A 15,906-nucleotide genomic window follows, 5' to 3' on the forward strand; every position below is an offset into this window, starting at 1 on the left:
GACGGTCGATGGAACGGCCCGGACATACGCACAACAAGGGGTACGAACATCGAGGTCGCCGGACCAACAGTATCGTTGGGGCAGCGTGCGGGCGTTTCGGCCCGACGCGGCATCCCCGATCAAGACTGCCAGGAGGAACTGTGGAATTCGATGTGACCATCGAGATCCCCAAAGGTGGCCGCAACAAGTACGAGGTCGACCACGAGACGGGCAAGGTCTACCTCGACCGCTACCTGTACACCTCGATGGGCTACCCGGCCGACTACGGCTACATCGACGGCACCCTCGGTGAGGACGGCGACCCGCTCGACGCGATGGTCCTGCTCCCCGAGTCGGTGTTCCCCGGCATCATCGTGCGCGCACGGGTCGTCGGCATGTACACCATGACCGACGAGGCCGGTGGCGACGACAAGCTCCTCTGCGTCCCCGCCAAGGACGTGCGCTGGGACCACATCAAGGACATCTCCGACGTGTCCGAATACGAGCTGGGACCCATCGCCCACTTCTTCGAGCACTACAAGGACCTCGAGCCGGGCAAGGAGGTCGACCCGGGCGGGTGGGTCGGCCGCGACCAGGCCGAGAAGATCGCACAGGAGGCCATCGATCGCCTCGCTGCGCACCCCGACGCGGCCAACGAGCCCTCGCGCGGCTGATCTCTCCCACACACGAGACCGCCGGCACCATCATCCGAGATGGTGTCGGCGGTCTTGTCTGGTCACCAGGTGGCTTCGACTCGGCGCCTCGACCTCGACGCGCTCCTTCGTCGCTTGCTCGGCCCGGCGGCTACGCTCGGTGCCGGCTCAACCAGCAGTGGGTCAGGCCACGCGGTGCCGCTGCTCGGCGAGCACCGGCAGGATCTGTTCGCGGATGCGGCGTTCGGTGGCCGCGCCGTCGATCGGGATGAGGATCACGGCGTCGGCGACCTCGGCTGCGTAGATGTCGCGGACCAGCGTGATCAGTCCGTGTGTCGTCCCGATGTAGCGGATGGTCCCCGAGCCCGTCTCCGACGACGCGTCCACCGCCGCAGCAGCGGCCGTGCGCGCCGACGCGGCGTCCGGGGCGACGGCCACCTCCACCTCGAGTGCGACCACGAACTTGGCCTGATCGTGGCTGCCGGCCCGCAGCAGGGAGCGGGCGCGCTGCGCCTCGCGGAGGGTCTCACGCCGCACGACGATCGGAAACGTCTGTGCGAGATCGTCTCCCGCGAGCGCGATCTGGAATCCCGGACGTCCGATGCTGATCGGGGCCGTCGGGGTGGCAGTCGGTGCGGCGATCACGGTGCCGCGGTCAGCACGTGCGTCGAGTTCGATGGTCATCTATTCACCCCTGGTCGAGTTCGGTCGGTCTGTTCGGTTCGCGCCCGGAAGGCATCGAGAATCCGGTCGATGTCGTCGACGGTGGTGCCCGCTCCGAAACTCGCGCGCACCTTGTCGGCCGGCGGTGCGAGGCCGTCGACGGTGTAGCCCGCGATCCCCGCGCGGTCCGTGGAATCGGTGAAGATCCGCAGCGGCGTGAAGCCGCCGATCGCGGCCAGGCCGGCGTCGAGACGTTCGGCGAGGCGGCGTTCGTGCAGCCCGATCGTCTCGGGTCCGAGATCGGCGAGCACCCGACACGCCTCGGCGACCGCGATCGCCCCGGAAACGCCGTCGGCGTCGGGCGAGACGTCGACGTCGGCGGCGTCGAACCAGTCACGACGGCCGATGAGGACGCCGGCGCCGTCCGTCTTCCGACCCGGTGCACCGAACGCCAGGTAGTCGATGCCGTGGCTGACGACGGAGACGGGCCGGTGCCCGACGAGTTGCGCGGCGTCGACCAGGATGCGGGCCCCGGACCGGTGCGCGAGCGAGGCGAGCCGGCCGATCGGCAGCACCTCGCCGGTGATGTCCGATACTGCGGCCACGACCAGGAGCGATGCCGGCGCCGAGGCGAGCTCGGTCTCCAGCGCGACCAAGGTGTCCTCGATGGTCTCGCAGGCCGGGACGAACCGCGCCCGGTCGCGCCCCTGCCGTGGTGAGCACCACCGCAGCAGGTCGGCGCCCTGCCCGACGTCGAGGACGACGACGTCGCCGGGAGTGATGCGCGCCGCGAGGTCGAGGGCAACGGCGGCATCGCGGGTGAAGACGACGGTGTCGTCGACCCGCGCACGGACGAACTGCCGCACCGATTCCCGGGCGGCGTCGAAGCGGACGTCGACTGCGGGCGACAGGCGACCGGCGGGTGCGGACAGGACAGCGGTCACGGCAGGAAACTCCTCAGACAATTCGCGCTTGCCGCGTCCGGTCGGTACGCGGCCGGGTCGTCACCCGGAGCACCCCACCGCGAAGGAGGGTTGCCGACCAGCGAGCCGGGGCTTGTCACTGGCACTCATGACCTACGACCAAGGGTCGTCGATCTCGCGCGGACGTGTCAATTTTCACTCAACGTGATCGGAAGTTAGGGCACACTTACCTGTAGCGTGTCAGGGGTGTCAGCGACTGATGTGTTCGTGTTGTCCCGCCCGCACGGCACCGTGCGGGGCATGGGCGCGGTCCGTGCGTTCACCGACGTCGACGCCGCCTCGGCCGCCCTGCGCGCCGGGACCGTCGACGGTCTGACCGGCGCGATCCCCTTCGACCTCGCCGACCCCGCCGCGCTGGTGGTGCCCGAAGTCCTGCACGTCGACGCGGCGCCGCTGGCGGGCGGGCCGCCACTGACGCGCACGCCGGTGTCGACGACCCTGTACCCCACGGCCGACGAGCACCGCGAACGGGTCGCGCACGCGGTGAAGCGGATCGTCGCCGGCGACGTCGGCAAGGTTGTCCTCGCCCGCAGCGTCGACATCGTGCTCGACGCCGAGGTCGAGCCTCTGCGACTTCTCGACGCATTGGCGGGCGGCAATGCCGGACACAACGCATTCATTGTCGATCTCGGCGCGGCCACCGGCTCGGGTTCGTGGCTGTTGGGCGCGAGTCCCGAAGTGCTGCTGCGCAAGTCGGGTTCCGTCGTCACCTGCCACCCGTACGCGGGATCGGCGCCGCGGTCACCCGACCCGGTCGTCGACCGCGCCGCTGCCGACGGATTGTTCTCCTCGGCGAAGGATCTCGCCGAGCACGCCTTCGTCGTCGACCACCTGCGAGACCGGCTGGGACACCTCTGCGACGACGTCGACGCGCCGTCGACCCCGCAATTGCAGTCGACCGGGGAGGTCTGGCATCTGGCCACCCCGATCCGCGCGCGGCTTCGGGACCCGGCGACCACTGCGCTCGATCTCGCACTCCTGCTCGGCCCCACCCCGGCGGTCTGCGGCACGCCGAGTGATGTTGCTGCGCAGATCATCCGCGAGGTCGAGGGTGAGCGCGGCTTCTATGCGGGGGCGGTCGGCTGGTGCGACGCCGCCGGCGACGGGGAGTGGATGGTCACCATCCGGTGCCTCGAACTCGAGGCCGATCGTCGCAGCCTCCGGACGTGGGCCGGCGGCGGTATCGTCGAACACTCCGACCCGCAGGGCGAACTCGAGGAGACGGCGTTCAAGCTGCGGACGGTCCTGAACGCGTTGGGCATCGCCGCACTCGACTGAGCGGATCAATTGCGGACGCGCGCGATCTTCGCCCGTTACGCTCGTCGATGATGCCCGACGACCTGATCATCGCCCGAAATCCGGAACAGGGCTCCTCACTGCCCTTTCTGGTCCGGATTCCGCTCGGCAGTGACGGGATCGTCTTGAAGGTGAGGGAGACCTGGCCGCGAACCAGCAAGGTCTATTGTCATCGCGCCGACGAATGGCCGACCACACCGCAGATCGTCGAACGTCTTCCGGTTCGGTCGGTGACGCGGCGCGGGGCGGCGATCGATCTGGTGCTCGACCGCGCTCGCGAGAATCGGTCACAGTTCGTCGTCACGCGGGCTCGCGGACGCGAGATGATCTTCTGGCAGACGCGCAAAACCACCAAGCAGGCGCGTCCAAACGTCACGCTTCCCAAGGCTCGGGCACACGGCCAGGCGCTCGAGATCGTCGTCGACACAGGCGAGAAGTACGCCTACTCCTTCGGTCATCAACAGGCGACCACCACTCGACACCGCCTCGATGCCGGCGATTACGCGATCGTCGAGGACGACCAGGTGGTCGCCGCCGTCGAACGCAAGTCGATCGACGACCTCGGCAACGGTCTCATGAAGGGAACTCTCACCTACCAGTTGGCAGGTCTCGCGGGACTCCGACGCGCCGCGGTGGTCGTCGAAGCCTCATACAGCAAGGTGTTCACGCGCGAATACGTCAGCGGCGCCGCGCTGGCCGAGGCGGTCGCCGAGGCGCAGGTCCGGTTTCCGACCGTGCCGATCGTCTTTTGCGACAACCGCAAACTCGCCGAGGAATGGACCTACCGCTGGCTCGGTGCCGCGCTACACGAATGGCGGCTCACCGTCGGCAGCGAGCCCATCGTGCAGGGCCTGCACGGTCCACCGGCGACACCGTCGGAGATCAGGGCGTGGGCTCGCGCCCAAGGGATCGAGGTGCCCTCCAAGGGACGGATCCCGAGTACGGTGCGAGCGGCCTGGGATCGCCGGAACGACTGAATGGCACCACCCTCCGGGGACTCGGCCCCGCTCACCGAGGCGGATTCGCGCTGTGCCGCAACGGAATACGTCAGCGCGTACCCTCAGCCCAGCGCGTGGTCCAGGTCGCCCAACAGGTCGTCGACCCCTTCGAGGCCGACCGACAGCCGCACCACCGAGTCACTCAGACCGATCGCCGCGCGTCCCTCGGGACCCATCGCACGATGAGTGGTGGTCGCCGGATGCGTGATCAGCGACTTCGAATCTCCGAGATTGTTGGAGATGTCGACGATCCGCAGGCCGTTGAGGACCTCGAAGGCGCGTTTCTTGCCGTCGATGCCATCGTGGTCGTTGAGCTCGAAGGTCACCACCGTGCCGCCGCCGGACATCTGCGACTTCGCCAAGTCGTACTGCGGGTGTGACTGCAGGAAGGGGTATTTGACCCAGCGCACGCGCGGATCGCTCTCGAGGAACTCGGCGATCCGCAGCGCCGACGACACCGAGGCGTCGACGCGCAGACGCATCGTCTCCAGCCCCTTCACGAGGGTCCAGGCGTTGAACGGACTGAGTGCCGGACCGGTGTGTCGCATGAGTTGCTGCACCGGACCGTCGACGTACTCCTTGGTTCCGAGTACCGCGCCACCCATGACGCGCCCCTGGCCGTCGATGTGCTTGGTGCCCGAGTACACGATGACGTCGGCGCCGAGTTCGAGACCCCGCTGCAGCAGCGGGGTGGCGAAGACGTTGTCCAGCACCACCTGTGCGCCCGCGGCGTGCGCCAGTTCCGAGACCTTCACGACGTCGACGAGACTCTGCATCGGGTTCGACGGTGTCTCGAAGAACACCGCGTCGGTGGGCTTGGACAGGGCCCGCTCCCACTGCTCGAGGTCTTCACCGTCGACGAACTCGGTCTCGATCCCCCAGCGCGGGAGGATCTCGTTGCAGACCACGAAGCAGGAACCGAACAGGCTGCGGGCGGCGACGAGACGGTCGCCGGCCTTCAACAGTGCACCGAGCGCGACGAACACCGCGGCCATGCCGCTCGCGGTGGCGAAACACGCCTCCGCGCCCTCGAGCCGGCGCAACCGCTCCTGGAACATCTCGACGGTCGGATTTCCGTAGCGCGAGTAGACAAATCGTTCGTCCTCGCCGGTGAAGGCTCGCTCGGCGGCCTCGGCGGAGTCGTAGACGTAACCGCTCGTGAGATAGAGCGCCTCGGCCGTCTCGTGGAAACCCGAACGCGCCAGCCCGCCGCGAACCGCGATCGTGTCAGCCGAGAGCCCTTCAGGCAGTTCACGACTGACGGGCAGATCAGAACTCACGATTGCCTCCACGGCAGGTTCTCGGCACGCCAGCCCGACGTCCCGCGGTGGTCGTTCTCGTCGAGGGCGCCTTCGAACCCGTCGATCACGTTGTATGCCTTCGCGATACCGTCGGCGGTCGCGGCTTCCGCAGCGCCGATCGACCGGTGCCCCGAACGGCAGATGAAGATGACCTCCTGGTCGTCGGAGACACCGGAATCACGCAGCTGTGCCACGAAGTCGTCGTTGCGACGCCCCTCGGGGAAGGTGGTCCACTCGGCGAAGATCGCGCGCTTGCCCAGGACCTCGAGGTCGGGCACGCCGACGAACGACCACTCCGCCTGCGTGCGACAGTCGACCAGCACCGCATCCGGGTTGTTCTCGAGCTTCTCCCACGCCTCGCGCGGGGTCAGGTCACCGGCATAGCTCATGAGGAACACACCTTCCACTCGCCGTTCTCGCGCACCACGATCGTGTCCACGACGTTCACGTCATCGGGGGTCTTGTCATAGTGCCAATGAACCTTCGCAGTCGCGCGGTCACCGTCGACCACCAGCTCGGTGATCTCCGGGATCTCGATGTGACCGTTGGCGAGCAGCGACTCCCGGTTGTCGGCGAGGAACTGTTCCTCGGAGACGAAGTCGGCCGCCTCGACGTCGGCCGCGCAGGTGTTCGCCCGGTATTCGCCGAAGTTCGGACCGTTGCGCGCGGTGTAGATGTCGTTGATCGCGTACTGGACCTGAGCCGAGTCGCCGGCCCGGTCCTCGGCCGGACGGGTCACATTCGACAGCACGACGCCGAGCACCACGATTCCCACGACGCCGGCCGCGACGAAGAACGGCCAGGCGTTCTTCCACGACGGGGGCTTCTGGTCGCCCTCACCTGCAGCTTCGGCCATGGCGGGCAGTCTATCGAGCGTCCCGGCGGCGGTTGAGACCGGCGTCGTCGGAGCCCGGACGCACCGGGCGGAGCGCCGAACGACGTCGACATCGAACACGTCCTGCGTAAGGTGGCCCTAAGTTCCGCGGCGAACGACGTCGCCGACCGCAACGACCAGCGAGGACCCGGATGCGCGCTTCCACCCACCGTTCACTCACCCTTCTCGTCGGGCTGCTCGCGGCAGCCCTGGTGGTGACCTCGTGTTCGCCGCCGGACGAGACGGTCGACTCCGGCACGGCCCAGGTCCCCGCGCCCGAGGCCGGCGCGATCCCGGTCACCGTGCAGCAGGCCTACGCCCCCGCGACCGTCGACCAGGCACCCAAGCGCGTCGCCGCGATGGGCGTGGGTGACGGCGACACCCTTCTCGCACTCGGCGTCACCCCCACCACGATCGCCCCGTTCGCCGACCCCGACCAGGCGTCGGCGCCGTGGAACGCCGAACTCCTTGCGGACTCCGACCCGGTGGTGCTGCCGAACGCGTCCGGCGCGTTCGGCGATGAGATCCCCAAGGCGCTGGCCACCGAGCCCGACCTCATCACCGCCGTCGGCGCCGATCCCACCCGCGACCAGTTCGATCTGCTGAGCAAGACCGCCCCGACGATCCTGCGGCCCGCCCAGTTCCAGCCGTGGCAGGTGCCGTGGGACGCGCAGACCCGCCAGATCGGTACCGCCGTCGGCCTGCCCGAACTCGCCGATCGCAAGGTGACCGAGACCGAGCAGTTCCTCGCGAACGTGCGGGAGCAGAACCCGCAGCTGGCCGGGAAGACGGCGGTCGTGGTCACCGCCAGCCCCACCGGCGGCGTGTCGATCTACGGCCCCGGCGACGGACGCGGACAGACCCTCACCGGTTACGGACTCACCTTCCCGCCCGCGCTGCAACCCTCGGTGACCAGCGGTTTCTATGGTGACCTGCCGGCCGAGAGCCTGAACCTGCTGGACTCGGCCGACGTCGTCGTCGCCGTCGACTGGCAGGGGTCCAACGACCAGCTCAAGTCCAACGCGGCGTTCAACCGGCTGGCGGTCGCGCAGTCGGGCCGGGTCGTCTATCTGCCCCAGGAGGTCGGCAGCGCGATGTCGGTGCCGACGGTCCTGACGATCCCGTGGGTCGCCGAGCAGGCCGTCGGACCGATCGCGGCCGCCGCGGCGAAGTCGTGAACCGGCCCGGGACCGCGGCGGTCGATCACCCGTTCAGGTGAGGGTTACCTCACAGACGGATTTTGGTCGGGGACAGCGAGCGCCTACCGTAGAAGGGATAGGCCTTATCCATACGCGCGGACATGGGGGTCACCGAGATTTGCTTGTCCTCGCGTGCTGAGCAACGGAAGACACCTACTCCATGAGCGACAACAGCCGCCCGCTGCGGGTTGCGATCGTCGGTGCCGGTCCCGCCGGGATCTACGCCGCCGACGCGTTGATGAAGTCCGACACCGCCAAGGACCGCGGGGTCAGCATCGATCTGTATGAGCGCATGCCCGCTCCGTTCGGTCTGATCCGGTACGGCGTCGCACCCGACCACCCGCGCATCAAGGGCATCATCACCGCCCTGCACAAGGTCCTCGACAAGCCCCAGGTCCGCCTGCTCGGCAACGTCGACTACGGCACCGACATCACCATCGACGAACTACGCGCCCACTACGACGCGGTGATCTTCTCCACCGGCGCCACCGATGACCGCGCCCTCGACATCCCCGGCATCGACCTCGACGGCAGCTACGGCGCCGCCCAGTTCGTCGCCTGGTACGACGGCCACCCCGACTTCCCCCGCACCTGGCCCCTCGAGGCCGAGAAGGTCGCGGTCATCGGCGTCGGCAACGTCGCCCTCGACGTCGCCCGCGTGCTCGCCAAGACCGGCGACGAACTGCTGCCCACCGAGATCCCGGCCAACGTCTACGAGGGACTCAAGGCCAACAAGGCCGTCGAGGTCCACGTGTTCGGCCGCCGCGGTCCCGCCCAGGCGAAGTTCACCCCGCTGGAACTGAAGGAACTCGACCACTCCCCCAACATCGAGGTCATCGTCAACCCCGAGGACATCGACTACGACGAGGGTTCGGCCGTCGCGCGCCGCGGGTCGAAGATCACCGACCAGGTCGCCACGATCATCGAGAACTACGCGATCCGCGAACCCAAGCAGGGCGCGATCCACAAGTTGTTCCTGCACTTCTTCGAAAGCCCCACCGAGATCCTCGGCACCGACGGCAAGGTCGTCGGTCTGCGCACCGAACGTACCCAGCTCGACGGCACCGGCAACGTCAAGCCCACCGGCAAGACCACCGACTGGGAGGTCGGCGCGGTCTACCGTGCGGTCGGGTATCTCTCGGACAACCTGCCGCAGATCCCGTTCGACTCCCAGGCCGGGGTCATCCCGAACGAGGCCGGACGCGTCTTCGACGAAGGGCAGCAGCTGACCGGTATCTACACCACCGGTTGGGTCAAACGCGGCCCGGTCGGCCTCATCGGCCACACCAAGGGCGACGCCAACGAGACCGTCGACTGCATCCTCAAAGACATGGAAGCCGGCACGCTGCTCGAACCGGCCCACCCCGGTGAGGACGCCATCGTCGAACTCCTCGAGTCCAAGAACATCCCGTTCACCACCTGGGACGGCTGGTACCGCCTCGACGAACACGAACGCGCCCTCGGCGCCGCCGAAGGCCGCGAACGCGTCAAAGTCGTCGAACGCGAGGACATGCTCGCCGCATCGGAGCCGGACAAGGTGTCCCGCCCTTCCGCATGACCCCGCTTCCCGCCGGCTGAGTCCACCCCCGCCGGCTGAGTCCACCCCCGCCGGCTGAGCCTGTCGAAGCCATAAGAGCGGCGGCCGAGTTCTCTCGGTCGCCGCTCTTTCGCATGCGCCCGGCGGGTGCGGGGGCGTCCTCCCCGCACGCCGCCCGGCGCGAATGGCTCAGTTGTGGTGCATTCTCAACTGTCGTCGGATGAGGTCAGCGACCCGGAATCGCCGGCACGCCGGCGACGTCGGTGCCACCGCCGGTCAGGGCGGCCGCTGAAGCGGAGGAGCCCGTACCGAATCGGTCCAACGGGTTGTCGATGCGCCGGACGTTCCACCAGAAACCGGCGTTGTCGGTCAGGTTCTCGGCGTAATCGGAGATCGCGTACCCCGCGATGGAGGACGGGAAGCAGCCGAACCAGGTGGTCTTGATGGTGAGCGACTCGTTCTTCTTCAGCAGCGACTTGAACTTCGTCGCGCCGTTGATCTCCTGCAGCGTGACGTTGCGGAAATCGCCGTCACGCGCGGTGACGCGCATGAACCGGGTCATGCTCCACGCCTGATTCCACGGCGTTCCAGGGGCTGCGAACTGGCAGTAGACCCCGCCCGTCATCTGGAGGTTGGGAACGGCGGCCTGTGCCGGCGCGGCACCCACCAGCGATCCACCGGCGATTCCTGCAGCGACCAGAACCCCTGTGAGAGCCCGTTTCAGCGATTTCATCGATCCTCCTCGTTCGTAGGCGACACTGTGTTTCCCGACGTCGCCGTCGTGGGAGCGGTTCACGCCACCCCACCGACGACCGGTCTTGCTGCGGTCGGCCCGAGATGCCCACCGACACCGGGACTATCGACCCAGCCTGAGCGAAGTGTTACCGCGCGCACAGCGATCCCTCAGGTTTCGTCGGCAATTCGTTATACGAACGACACCCGCCGAGGCGCTCGACGCTGCGCGCGACGCCGCGTCGAAGAAGGTTGGTAAGGTTTACCTTCGTGCGCCGATCCCTCCGACTTCTCGGAATCCCGCTGCTCCTGGCGGTCCTCGCAGCGCTGGTCGTCGCGTCGGTTCTCTTCGGCACCCGACCGGTCCCGGTCGACGAGATCTGGCCCAGCTTCACCGCTGGTGTCGAAGAGATCTGGAACGCGCTGATCAACCTACGGATGCCGCAGGTGCCCAAGGATTCCGATGTCGACGGCATCGTGTGGGATCTGCGCGTGCCGCGCACTCTGCTCGGCCTCGCCGCCGGACTCGCGATCGGCGCGGCCGGTGCCATCACCCAGGGCCACACCCGCAACCCGATCGCCGATCCCGGCATGCTCGGCGTCAACGCGGGTGCCGCCTGCGCGGTCGTCGGCGGCATCTACCTGCTGGGCATCACCAGTCCGATCGCGTTCATGTTCTTTGGTCTCGTCGGGGCGATCATCGCCGCCACCGTGGTGTTCGGACTGTCGTCGCTGAGCGGCTCGAGCCCACTGACCCTGGTCCTCGCCGGCACCGGCCTGACCGCGATGCTGACCGCCATCACGTCCGCGATCGTGCTCGTCGACACCAATTCGCTGGACCAGTGGCGCTTCTGGAGCGTCGGCTCCACCGCGGGTCGGGGCATCGACGTGTTCTGGGCGAGCCTGCCGTTCATCACGGTGGGCCTCGTCCTCGCGCTGGCGAGCGGCTTCTTCCTGAACGTCCTGAGCCTGGGCGACGACATGACCAAGGCCCTCGGTTCCCGTGTCGTGCTCATCCGCGCCCTCGGCGTCCTGACCATCACGCTGCTCATCGGCGCGGCGACCGCGGCGTGCGGGCCGATCGTGTTCCTGGGCCTGGTCGTACCGCATATCGCCCGCGCCTTCGTGGGCGCCGACTATCGGTGGATCATCCCGTATTCCGCTCTGCTGGGCGCCATCCTGCTCGTCGGATGCGACATCCTCGGCCGGATCGTCGCCCGTCCCGGCGAAGTGCAGGTCGGCGTCATGCTGGCACTGGTGGGCGCACCCTTCCTCATCGTCATGGTCCGCCGACAGAGATTGGGGACCGTGTGAATCCGCCGACCTCCATCAAGACCGACATCACGTCCAGAACCACGACGAAGGGCCGGATCGCACCGCACCCCGGCGGTTATCGGATCGCCGTCGAACCGCTGTCGATGGTGGTGCGACCACGGATGCTCACCGTCGCGGTCGTGTCCACGGCCGTCACGGTCGTCCTGTTCCTCACGAGCGTCGGTGTCAGCGACTTCCCGCTGACCCCCGTCGACGTCGCCCGCATCCTGCTCGGCGGCGGCACCCGCGTCGAGAACGTGGTGGTCTTCGACGTCGCGCTGCCCCGTGCGCTGGTCGCCCTGCTCGTGGGATTCGGTCTGGGCCTTGCGGGTTCGATGACCCAGCTGATCGCCCAGAATCCCCTGGCCACACCGGACATGCTCGGCATCACCGCCGGCGCGAGCGTGGCGGCGGTGACCGCCATCGCGTTCTCGACCACCAGCTGGGGTGCCTGGCTGGGCGATCTCGGCGTCCCGGCGGCGGCGATGATCGGCGGGTTGCTCACCGCGGTCGCGATGTACGTCCTCGCCTGGCCGGGTCGCAAGGCCAACAGCGGCATCAACCCGTTCCGGCTCGTGCTGATCGGCGTCGGGATGACGTGGTTGCTGCAGGCGCTCACCCAGTTCCTCCTCTCGCGCGCCGACATCCGGGATGTGGCTCGTGCGCAGGTGTGGATCGTCGGGTCGGTGTCCAACGTCGGCTGGTCCAACGTGTGGCCGGTCGCCGCCGGTGTCGTCGCGAGCATCATCGTGGTGGTCGTCCTGGCCCGCCAGATCGGAATGCTCAGCCTCGGACCCGATCTCGCCCGCGGACTCGGAGTCCGGACCGGCGCGGTGTCGACGACGCTGCTCCTGACCGCGGTTCTGGTGAGCGCGCTGAGCGTGTCCGCGGCCGGGCCGATCGCTTTCGTCGCGCTGCTGGCCCCGCAGATCGCGCTGCGGCTGGCCGGTACCGCCGTGCCCACGCCGCTCGTGTCCGGTGTCATCGGTGCGTCGTTGGTACTGGGCGGCGACCTGCTGGTGCGTACGGTTCTGCCGGGCGGCCTCCCGGTCGGCATCGTCACCGCGGCGATCGGCGGCCCGTTCCTGATCTACCTGATGATCGTCATGTCCCGAAAGGCGAGCGTATGACCGCGTCATCCCTCGAATCCCCTGCCACCACCGCCCGATTGCGGGGCGTCGGACTGACCGTCGGTTACGACGAACGGATCGTCATCGACGGCCTCGACATCGACATCCCCGATGGTCAGGTCACGACGATCATCGGTTCCAACGGATGTGGCAAGTCGACACTGTTGCGTTGTCTCGCACGGCTGTTGCCACCCCGGGCCGGTGCGGTCTACCTCGACGGCGACGACATCTCCTCGGTCCGGCCCAAACAGGTCGCCCGCACCCTGGCGATCCTGCCGCAGAATCCCATCGCGCCCGAAGGGCTCACCGTCGCCGATCTGGTGGGGCGGGGACGTCATCCGCACCAGCGCTGGTTCGCGCAGGCCAGCGCGGCCGACGAGGCGGCGGTAGCGCTGGCGATGGAGATGACCGACACCCTCGACCTCGCCGACCGCACCCTCGACGCCCTGTCCGGCGGTCAGCGGCAACGGGTCTGGATCGCGCTGACGCTCGCGCAGGACACCGATCTCATCCTGCTCGACGAGCCCACCACCTACCTCGACCTCGCGCACTCCATCGACGTCCTCGACCTGGTCCGCCGGCTCCGCGACGAGCACGGCAAGACCGTCGTAATGGTGCTGCACGACCTCAATCTGGCCGCGCGCTACAGCGATTCGCTGTTCGTCATGCGCAACGGAGCCATCGTCACCACCGGCTCGCCCACCGAGGTCATCGACGCCGAGACCCTCGACGCGGCGTTCGGCCTCCGGGCGCACGTCATGACCGATCCGATCACCGGTGGCCCGCTCATCGTGCCGCTGGACTCCCGGACCCGCGCTACCCCCACCGCGCCCTGATCCGATCAGGGAGCGGGGGGAGGCTCTTCTCGTCCAGCCGGTTTCGCGAGCATCCGCTCGCGAAGAGAGTCGTAGACCGGCGGCGACCCGGACAGATGGGCGACGAGCACCGCGGCGGCCGTCGCGGCCAGCATGGGGAGGGCGACCGTCGTCGTCGCGGTCATCTCCATCACGACGACCATCCCGGTGAGCGGGGCCCGGACGACCGCGCCGAACAGCGCCGCCATCCCGGCGAGGATCATCGCGCCCCGGAGTCCCGACGCACCTGAATCCGGTTGTTGCACAATGATGTCGGCGACCTCGGCGAAGGCGGCACCCCACAGGGCGCCGAGCGCGAGCAGCGGTGCGAACAGGCCACCCGGTGTGCCCGCGGCATAGGAGAGCGGACCCGCGACGAACCGGACGAGGAAGAGCGCGACGAGTGCGGGGAGTACGACACCACCGTCGACGACCGCCTGGGTGAGGCCGTCCCCGCCGCCCGCGGTGCGAGCGTCGAGGGCGAGAAGCGCACCGATCACCGCGCCGATCAGGGCAGCGCGACCGATCGGCGGCACCCGCGAGAACCGGCCGACCCAGCCGAGGGTGCCGAGAACCACTCGGCTGTAGGCGATCCCGATGACTCCGGACACGAGCCCGAAGACCACGAAGACGGGCAGCACCGTCACCGACGGGACGTCGAGGGCGGGGACGTCGAACTCCGGGCGGTCGCCGAGGATGACCCGTCCGGCGGCGACGGCGGCCACCACGGCGAACACCGTGGGCACCACGAGGCGCAACCGGACCGAGCGGCCGACCTCCTCGAGTGCGAAGAGCGCGCCGCCGATCGGAGCCGTGAACGCCACCGCGAGTCCGGCGCCGCTGAGCGACGTCTGCATCACCCGGACGTCGGCGTCGTCGAGACCGCCGCGCCGGCCGGTCTCCGCACCGACGACCGAACCCATGTGCACCGTCGGACCTTCGCGGCCCAGCACGAGTCCCGACCCGATCGCGGCGAGCGCGCCGACGAACTTGGCCGGGATGAGGCGCAGGGGCGCCGGTGACGCCTCACCGCGCTCGACGGCCTCCACGTGTTGGATACCGCTTCCCGCCGCGGTCGGCACCAGCCGGACGGCGAGCGCGCCGAGCGCCGCACCGGTCGCGGTGACCGCGATCGGGAACAGCCACCCGGGGACACCGAGTCCCGCCGACCAGTCGAGCATCTCGACCCGCCAGCGGTCCAGGTGGTCCAGGCACCAGCGGAAGGCTCCACCGAGTACGCCGGTCAGCAGACCGGCGATGACCGCCAGCAGACACAACCGCACCAGGCCGCGGTCGGCACGCTGTGGCGAGATCACACGTGGACGCTACCCCGCCGCGGGTATCACACCGGCTGAATCAACCGCCCCTGCACCACAAGCGAGGCGTTCTGCTTCAGCCGGCGCATCCGGATGCTGACCGAGTACCCGGTGACGCCGCCGATCGCGGCGACCCGGGTGCGCAGATAGTCGTGGAAATGCGCGGTGTCCCGGCAGATCACCGACACCATGAGGTTCCACTCGCCGCTGACCGCCGCCGCGAACGCCACCTCGTCGTGAGCCGCGAGTTCGGTGCCCACCTGATCGAGAGCCGAAGGGGTCACCGTCAACCACAGCGTGGCGCTCAGGCCGAAGCCGAGCCGGTCGGGGAGGATCTCGACGTCGTAGAACAGCGCACCCCCGCGTTCGAGCGTGCGGAGCCGGCGGCGCACTCGTCCGACCGTCCATCCGCAGATCCGGGCCAGTTCGCGGTGCGCTCGCCGACCGTCCTGGGTCAGTGCGTCGATCAGCACGGCATCGTCGGCCGTCAACCGCGCGCCACCCGCCGGGGCATCCGACGACGGATCGTCCTGCTCGGGGTCCTCCGGTAGGTCGTCGACCACAGCAGCCGCAGCGGAAGCGAGGAGGTCGCGGTCCCGATCAGAGAGGTGGCCACCGAATCCGGTCCACCTCGACGCGGGGTGACCGGGATCGAAGGCGTGCAGGACGAGATCGATGCGGACGTCGGTCACCGAGGCTCGGGCGGGGAACGTCTTGGCGATGGCCTCCTCACCGGCCACGCCGAGCGGCGCCCGGATGAGACAGATGATCTCCGCACCACCGGACGCGACATACGCGAAGGCGACATCACGCCGGCGGGCGAGCGAGGACGCGAGCGGTTCCATCCGGTCCGGACGGCACCGCACCCGCGCCACCCACTCCGACTGGCCGCGGACGGACGGCTTGATGATCCCGACGACCTTCATCACGCCGGCCCGCCGCATCGCCTGGTAGCGGCGCGCCGCGGTCTGCTCCGAGATCCCGGCCACCTCACCCAGCTGGCGGAACGTCGCACGCGGCGACACCTGGAGCGCACGGAGGATCGTGCCGTCGATGTCGTCCATGGTGGAGGAAGTG

General features: G+C 68.8%; 15 protein-coding genes, 1 pseudogene and 1 riboswitch. Of the genes and pseudogenes, 8 read left to right on the forward strand and 8 right to left on the reverse strand.

Features of this window, described 5'->3' with window-relative positions; translation table 11 throughout:
- Window positions 1-140: 140 nt before the first annotated feature.
- Entirely contained in the window at window positions 141-653 is a 513-nt protein-coding gene (locus FFS52_RS13235) for an inorganic diphosphatase (RefSeq protein ID WP_058249886.1), read from the forward strand.
- 162 nt (window positions 654-815) lie between these two features.
- Here the strand turns inward: FFS52_RS13235 and FFS52_RS13240 are convergent, their stop codons facing one another.
- Together FFS52_RS13240 and FFS52_RS13245 are read right to left on the reverse strand one after the other, a co-directional pair.
- Complete coding sequence (locus FFS52_RS13240; protein WP_137809954.1) at window positions 816-1,316, reverse strand: hypothetical protein; 501 nt, start codon at window positions 1,314-1,316, stop codon at window positions 816-818.
- A pseudogene (locus FFS52_RS13245) lies at window positions 1,313-2,185 on the reverse strand (aminotransferase class V-fold PLP-dependent enzyme); the annotation flags it as partial. The gene FFS52_RS13240 and the pseudogene FFS52_RS13245, both read right to left, overlap by 4 nt.
- Window positions 2,186-2,258: 73 nt before the next feature.
- Window positions 2,259-2,372, reverse strand: a riboswitch (SAM riboswitch).
- Between the two features lie 107 nt (window positions 2,373-2,479).
- On the opposite strand from FFS52_RS13245, the gene FFS52_RS13250 reads away from it, so the two are divergent.
- Both FFS52_RS13250 and FFS52_RS13255 read left to right on the forward strand, forming a co-directional pair.
- The gene (locus FFS52_RS13250) at window positions 2,480-3,556 is read left to right on the forward strand and encodes an isochorismate synthase (protein ID WP_137810002.1); all 1,077 of its coding nucleotides are present in this window, start codon (window positions 2,480-2,482) and stop codon (window positions 3,554-3,556) included.
- 50 nt (window positions 3,557-3,606) lie between these two features.
- Window positions 3,607-4,551, forward strand: a complete 945-nt coding sequence (locus FFS52_RS13255) for an ERCC4 domain-containing protein (RefSeq protein WP_058249882.1) — start codon at window positions 3,607-3,609, stop codon at window positions 4,549-4,551.
- An 83-nt stretch (window positions 4,552-4,634) separates the two neighbouring features.
- Here FFS52_RS13255 and FFS52_RS13260 read toward each other — a convergent pair whose 3' ends face one another.
- Genes FFS52_RS13260 through FFS52_RS13270 form a run of 3 tightly spaced genes read right to left on the reverse strand, consistent with a single transcriptional unit; the run spans window position 4,635 to window position 6,729 of the window.
- A complete protein-coding gene (locus FFS52_RS13260) occupies window positions 4,635-5,852 on the reverse strand; it encodes an O-succinylhomoserine sulfhydrylase (RefSeq protein WP_137809956.1) in 1,218 nt (405 codons plus the stop codon).
- The gene (locus FFS52_RS13265; RefSeq protein ID WP_058249965.1) at window positions 5,849-6,262 is read right to left on the reverse strand and encodes a rhodanese-like domain-containing protein; all 414 of its coding nucleotides are present in this window, start codon (window positions 6,260-6,262) and stop codon (window positions 5,849-5,851) included. Before FFS52_RS13265 ends, FFS52_RS13260 begins: the two co-directional genes overlap by 4 nt.
- A complete protein-coding gene (locus FFS52_RS13270; protein WP_137809957.1) occupies window positions 6,259-6,729 on the reverse strand; it encodes a hypothetical protein in 471 nt (156 codons plus the stop codon). Before FFS52_RS13270 ends, FFS52_RS13265 begins: the two co-directional genes overlap by 4 nt.
- A gap of 170 nt (window positions 6,730-6,899) precedes the next feature.
- Between FFS52_RS13270 and FFS52_RS13275 the strand changes: the two genes are divergently transcribed.
- Window positions 6,900-7,925 (forward strand): ABC transporter substrate-binding protein, encoded by a 1,026-nt coding sequence (locus FFS52_RS13275; RefSeq protein ID WP_137809958.1) that lies wholly within the window; start codon window positions 6,900-6,902, stop codon window positions 7,923-7,925.
- 181 nt (window positions 7,926-8,106) lie between these two features.
- On the forward strand, window positions 8,107-9,504 hold the full coding sequence (locus FFS52_RS13280) for an FAD-dependent oxidoreductase (protein ID WP_137809959.1): 1,398 nt from the start codon (window positions 8,107-8,109) through the stop codon (window positions 9,502-9,504).
- 205 nt (window positions 9,505-9,709) lie between these two features.
- On the opposite strand, the gene FFS52_RS13285 is transcribed toward FFS52_RS13280, so the two are convergent.
- Window positions 9,710-10,216, reverse strand: coding sequence for a hypothetical protein (locus FFS52_RS13285; RefSeq protein ID WP_078112747.1), 507 nt, complete (start codon window positions 10,214-10,216; stop codon window positions 9,710-9,712).
- Window positions 10,217-10,485: 269 nt separating this feature from the next.
- Between FFS52_RS13285 and FFS52_RS13290 the strand changes: the two genes are divergently transcribed.
- Genes FFS52_RS13290 through FFS52_RS13300 form a run of 3 tightly spaced genes read left to right on the forward strand, consistent with a single transcriptional unit; the run spans window position 10,486 to window position 13,495 of the window.
- On the forward strand, window positions 10,486-11,529 hold the full coding sequence (locus tag FFS52_RS13290) for an iron ABC transporter permease (RefSeq protein ID WP_137809960.1): 1,044 nt from the start codon (window positions 10,486-10,488) through the stop codon (window positions 11,527-11,529).
- The gene (locus tag FFS52_RS13295; protein ID WP_137809961.1) at window positions 11,526-12,659 is read left to right on the forward strand and encodes an iron ABC transporter permease; all 1,134 of its coding nucleotides are present in this window, start codon (window positions 11,526-11,528) and stop codon (window positions 12,657-12,659) included. Before FFS52_RS13290 ends, FFS52_RS13295 begins: the two co-directional genes overlap by 4 nt.
- Window positions 12,656-13,495, forward strand: a complete 840-nt coding sequence (locus tag FFS52_RS13300; RefSeq protein WP_065629583.1) for an ABC transporter ATP-binding protein — start codon at window positions 12,656-12,658, stop codon at window positions 13,493-13,495. The genes FFS52_RS13295 and FFS52_RS13300 overlap by 4 nt, the downstream gene beginning before the upstream one ends.
- A gap of 5 nt (window positions 13,496-13,500) precedes the next feature.
- Here the strand turns inward: FFS52_RS13300 and FFS52_RS13305 are convergent, their stop codons facing one another.
- Together FFS52_RS13305 and FFS52_RS13310 are read right to left on the reverse strand one after the other, a co-directional pair.
- Complete coding sequence (locus FFS52_RS13305) at window positions 13,501-14,829, reverse strand: ClC family H(+)/Cl(-) exchange transporter (RefSeq protein WP_137809962.1); 1,329 nt, start codon at window positions 14,827-14,829, stop codon at window positions 13,501-13,503.
- 26 nt (window positions 14,830-14,855) lie between these two features.
- Complete coding sequence (locus tag FFS52_RS13310; protein ID WP_137809963.1) at window positions 14,856-15,893, reverse strand: AsnC family transcriptional regulator; 1,038 nt, start codon at window positions 15,891-15,893, stop codon at window positions 14,856-14,858.
- Window positions 15,894-15,906 lie beyond the last annotated feature (13 nt).

Origin of the sequence: Gordonia sp. ALPHA1B1 (assembly GCF_005502615.1) — a bacterium.
GTDB lineage: Bacteria > Actinomycetota > Actinomycetes > Mycobacteriales > Mycobacteriaceae > Gordonia > Gordonia hongkongensis.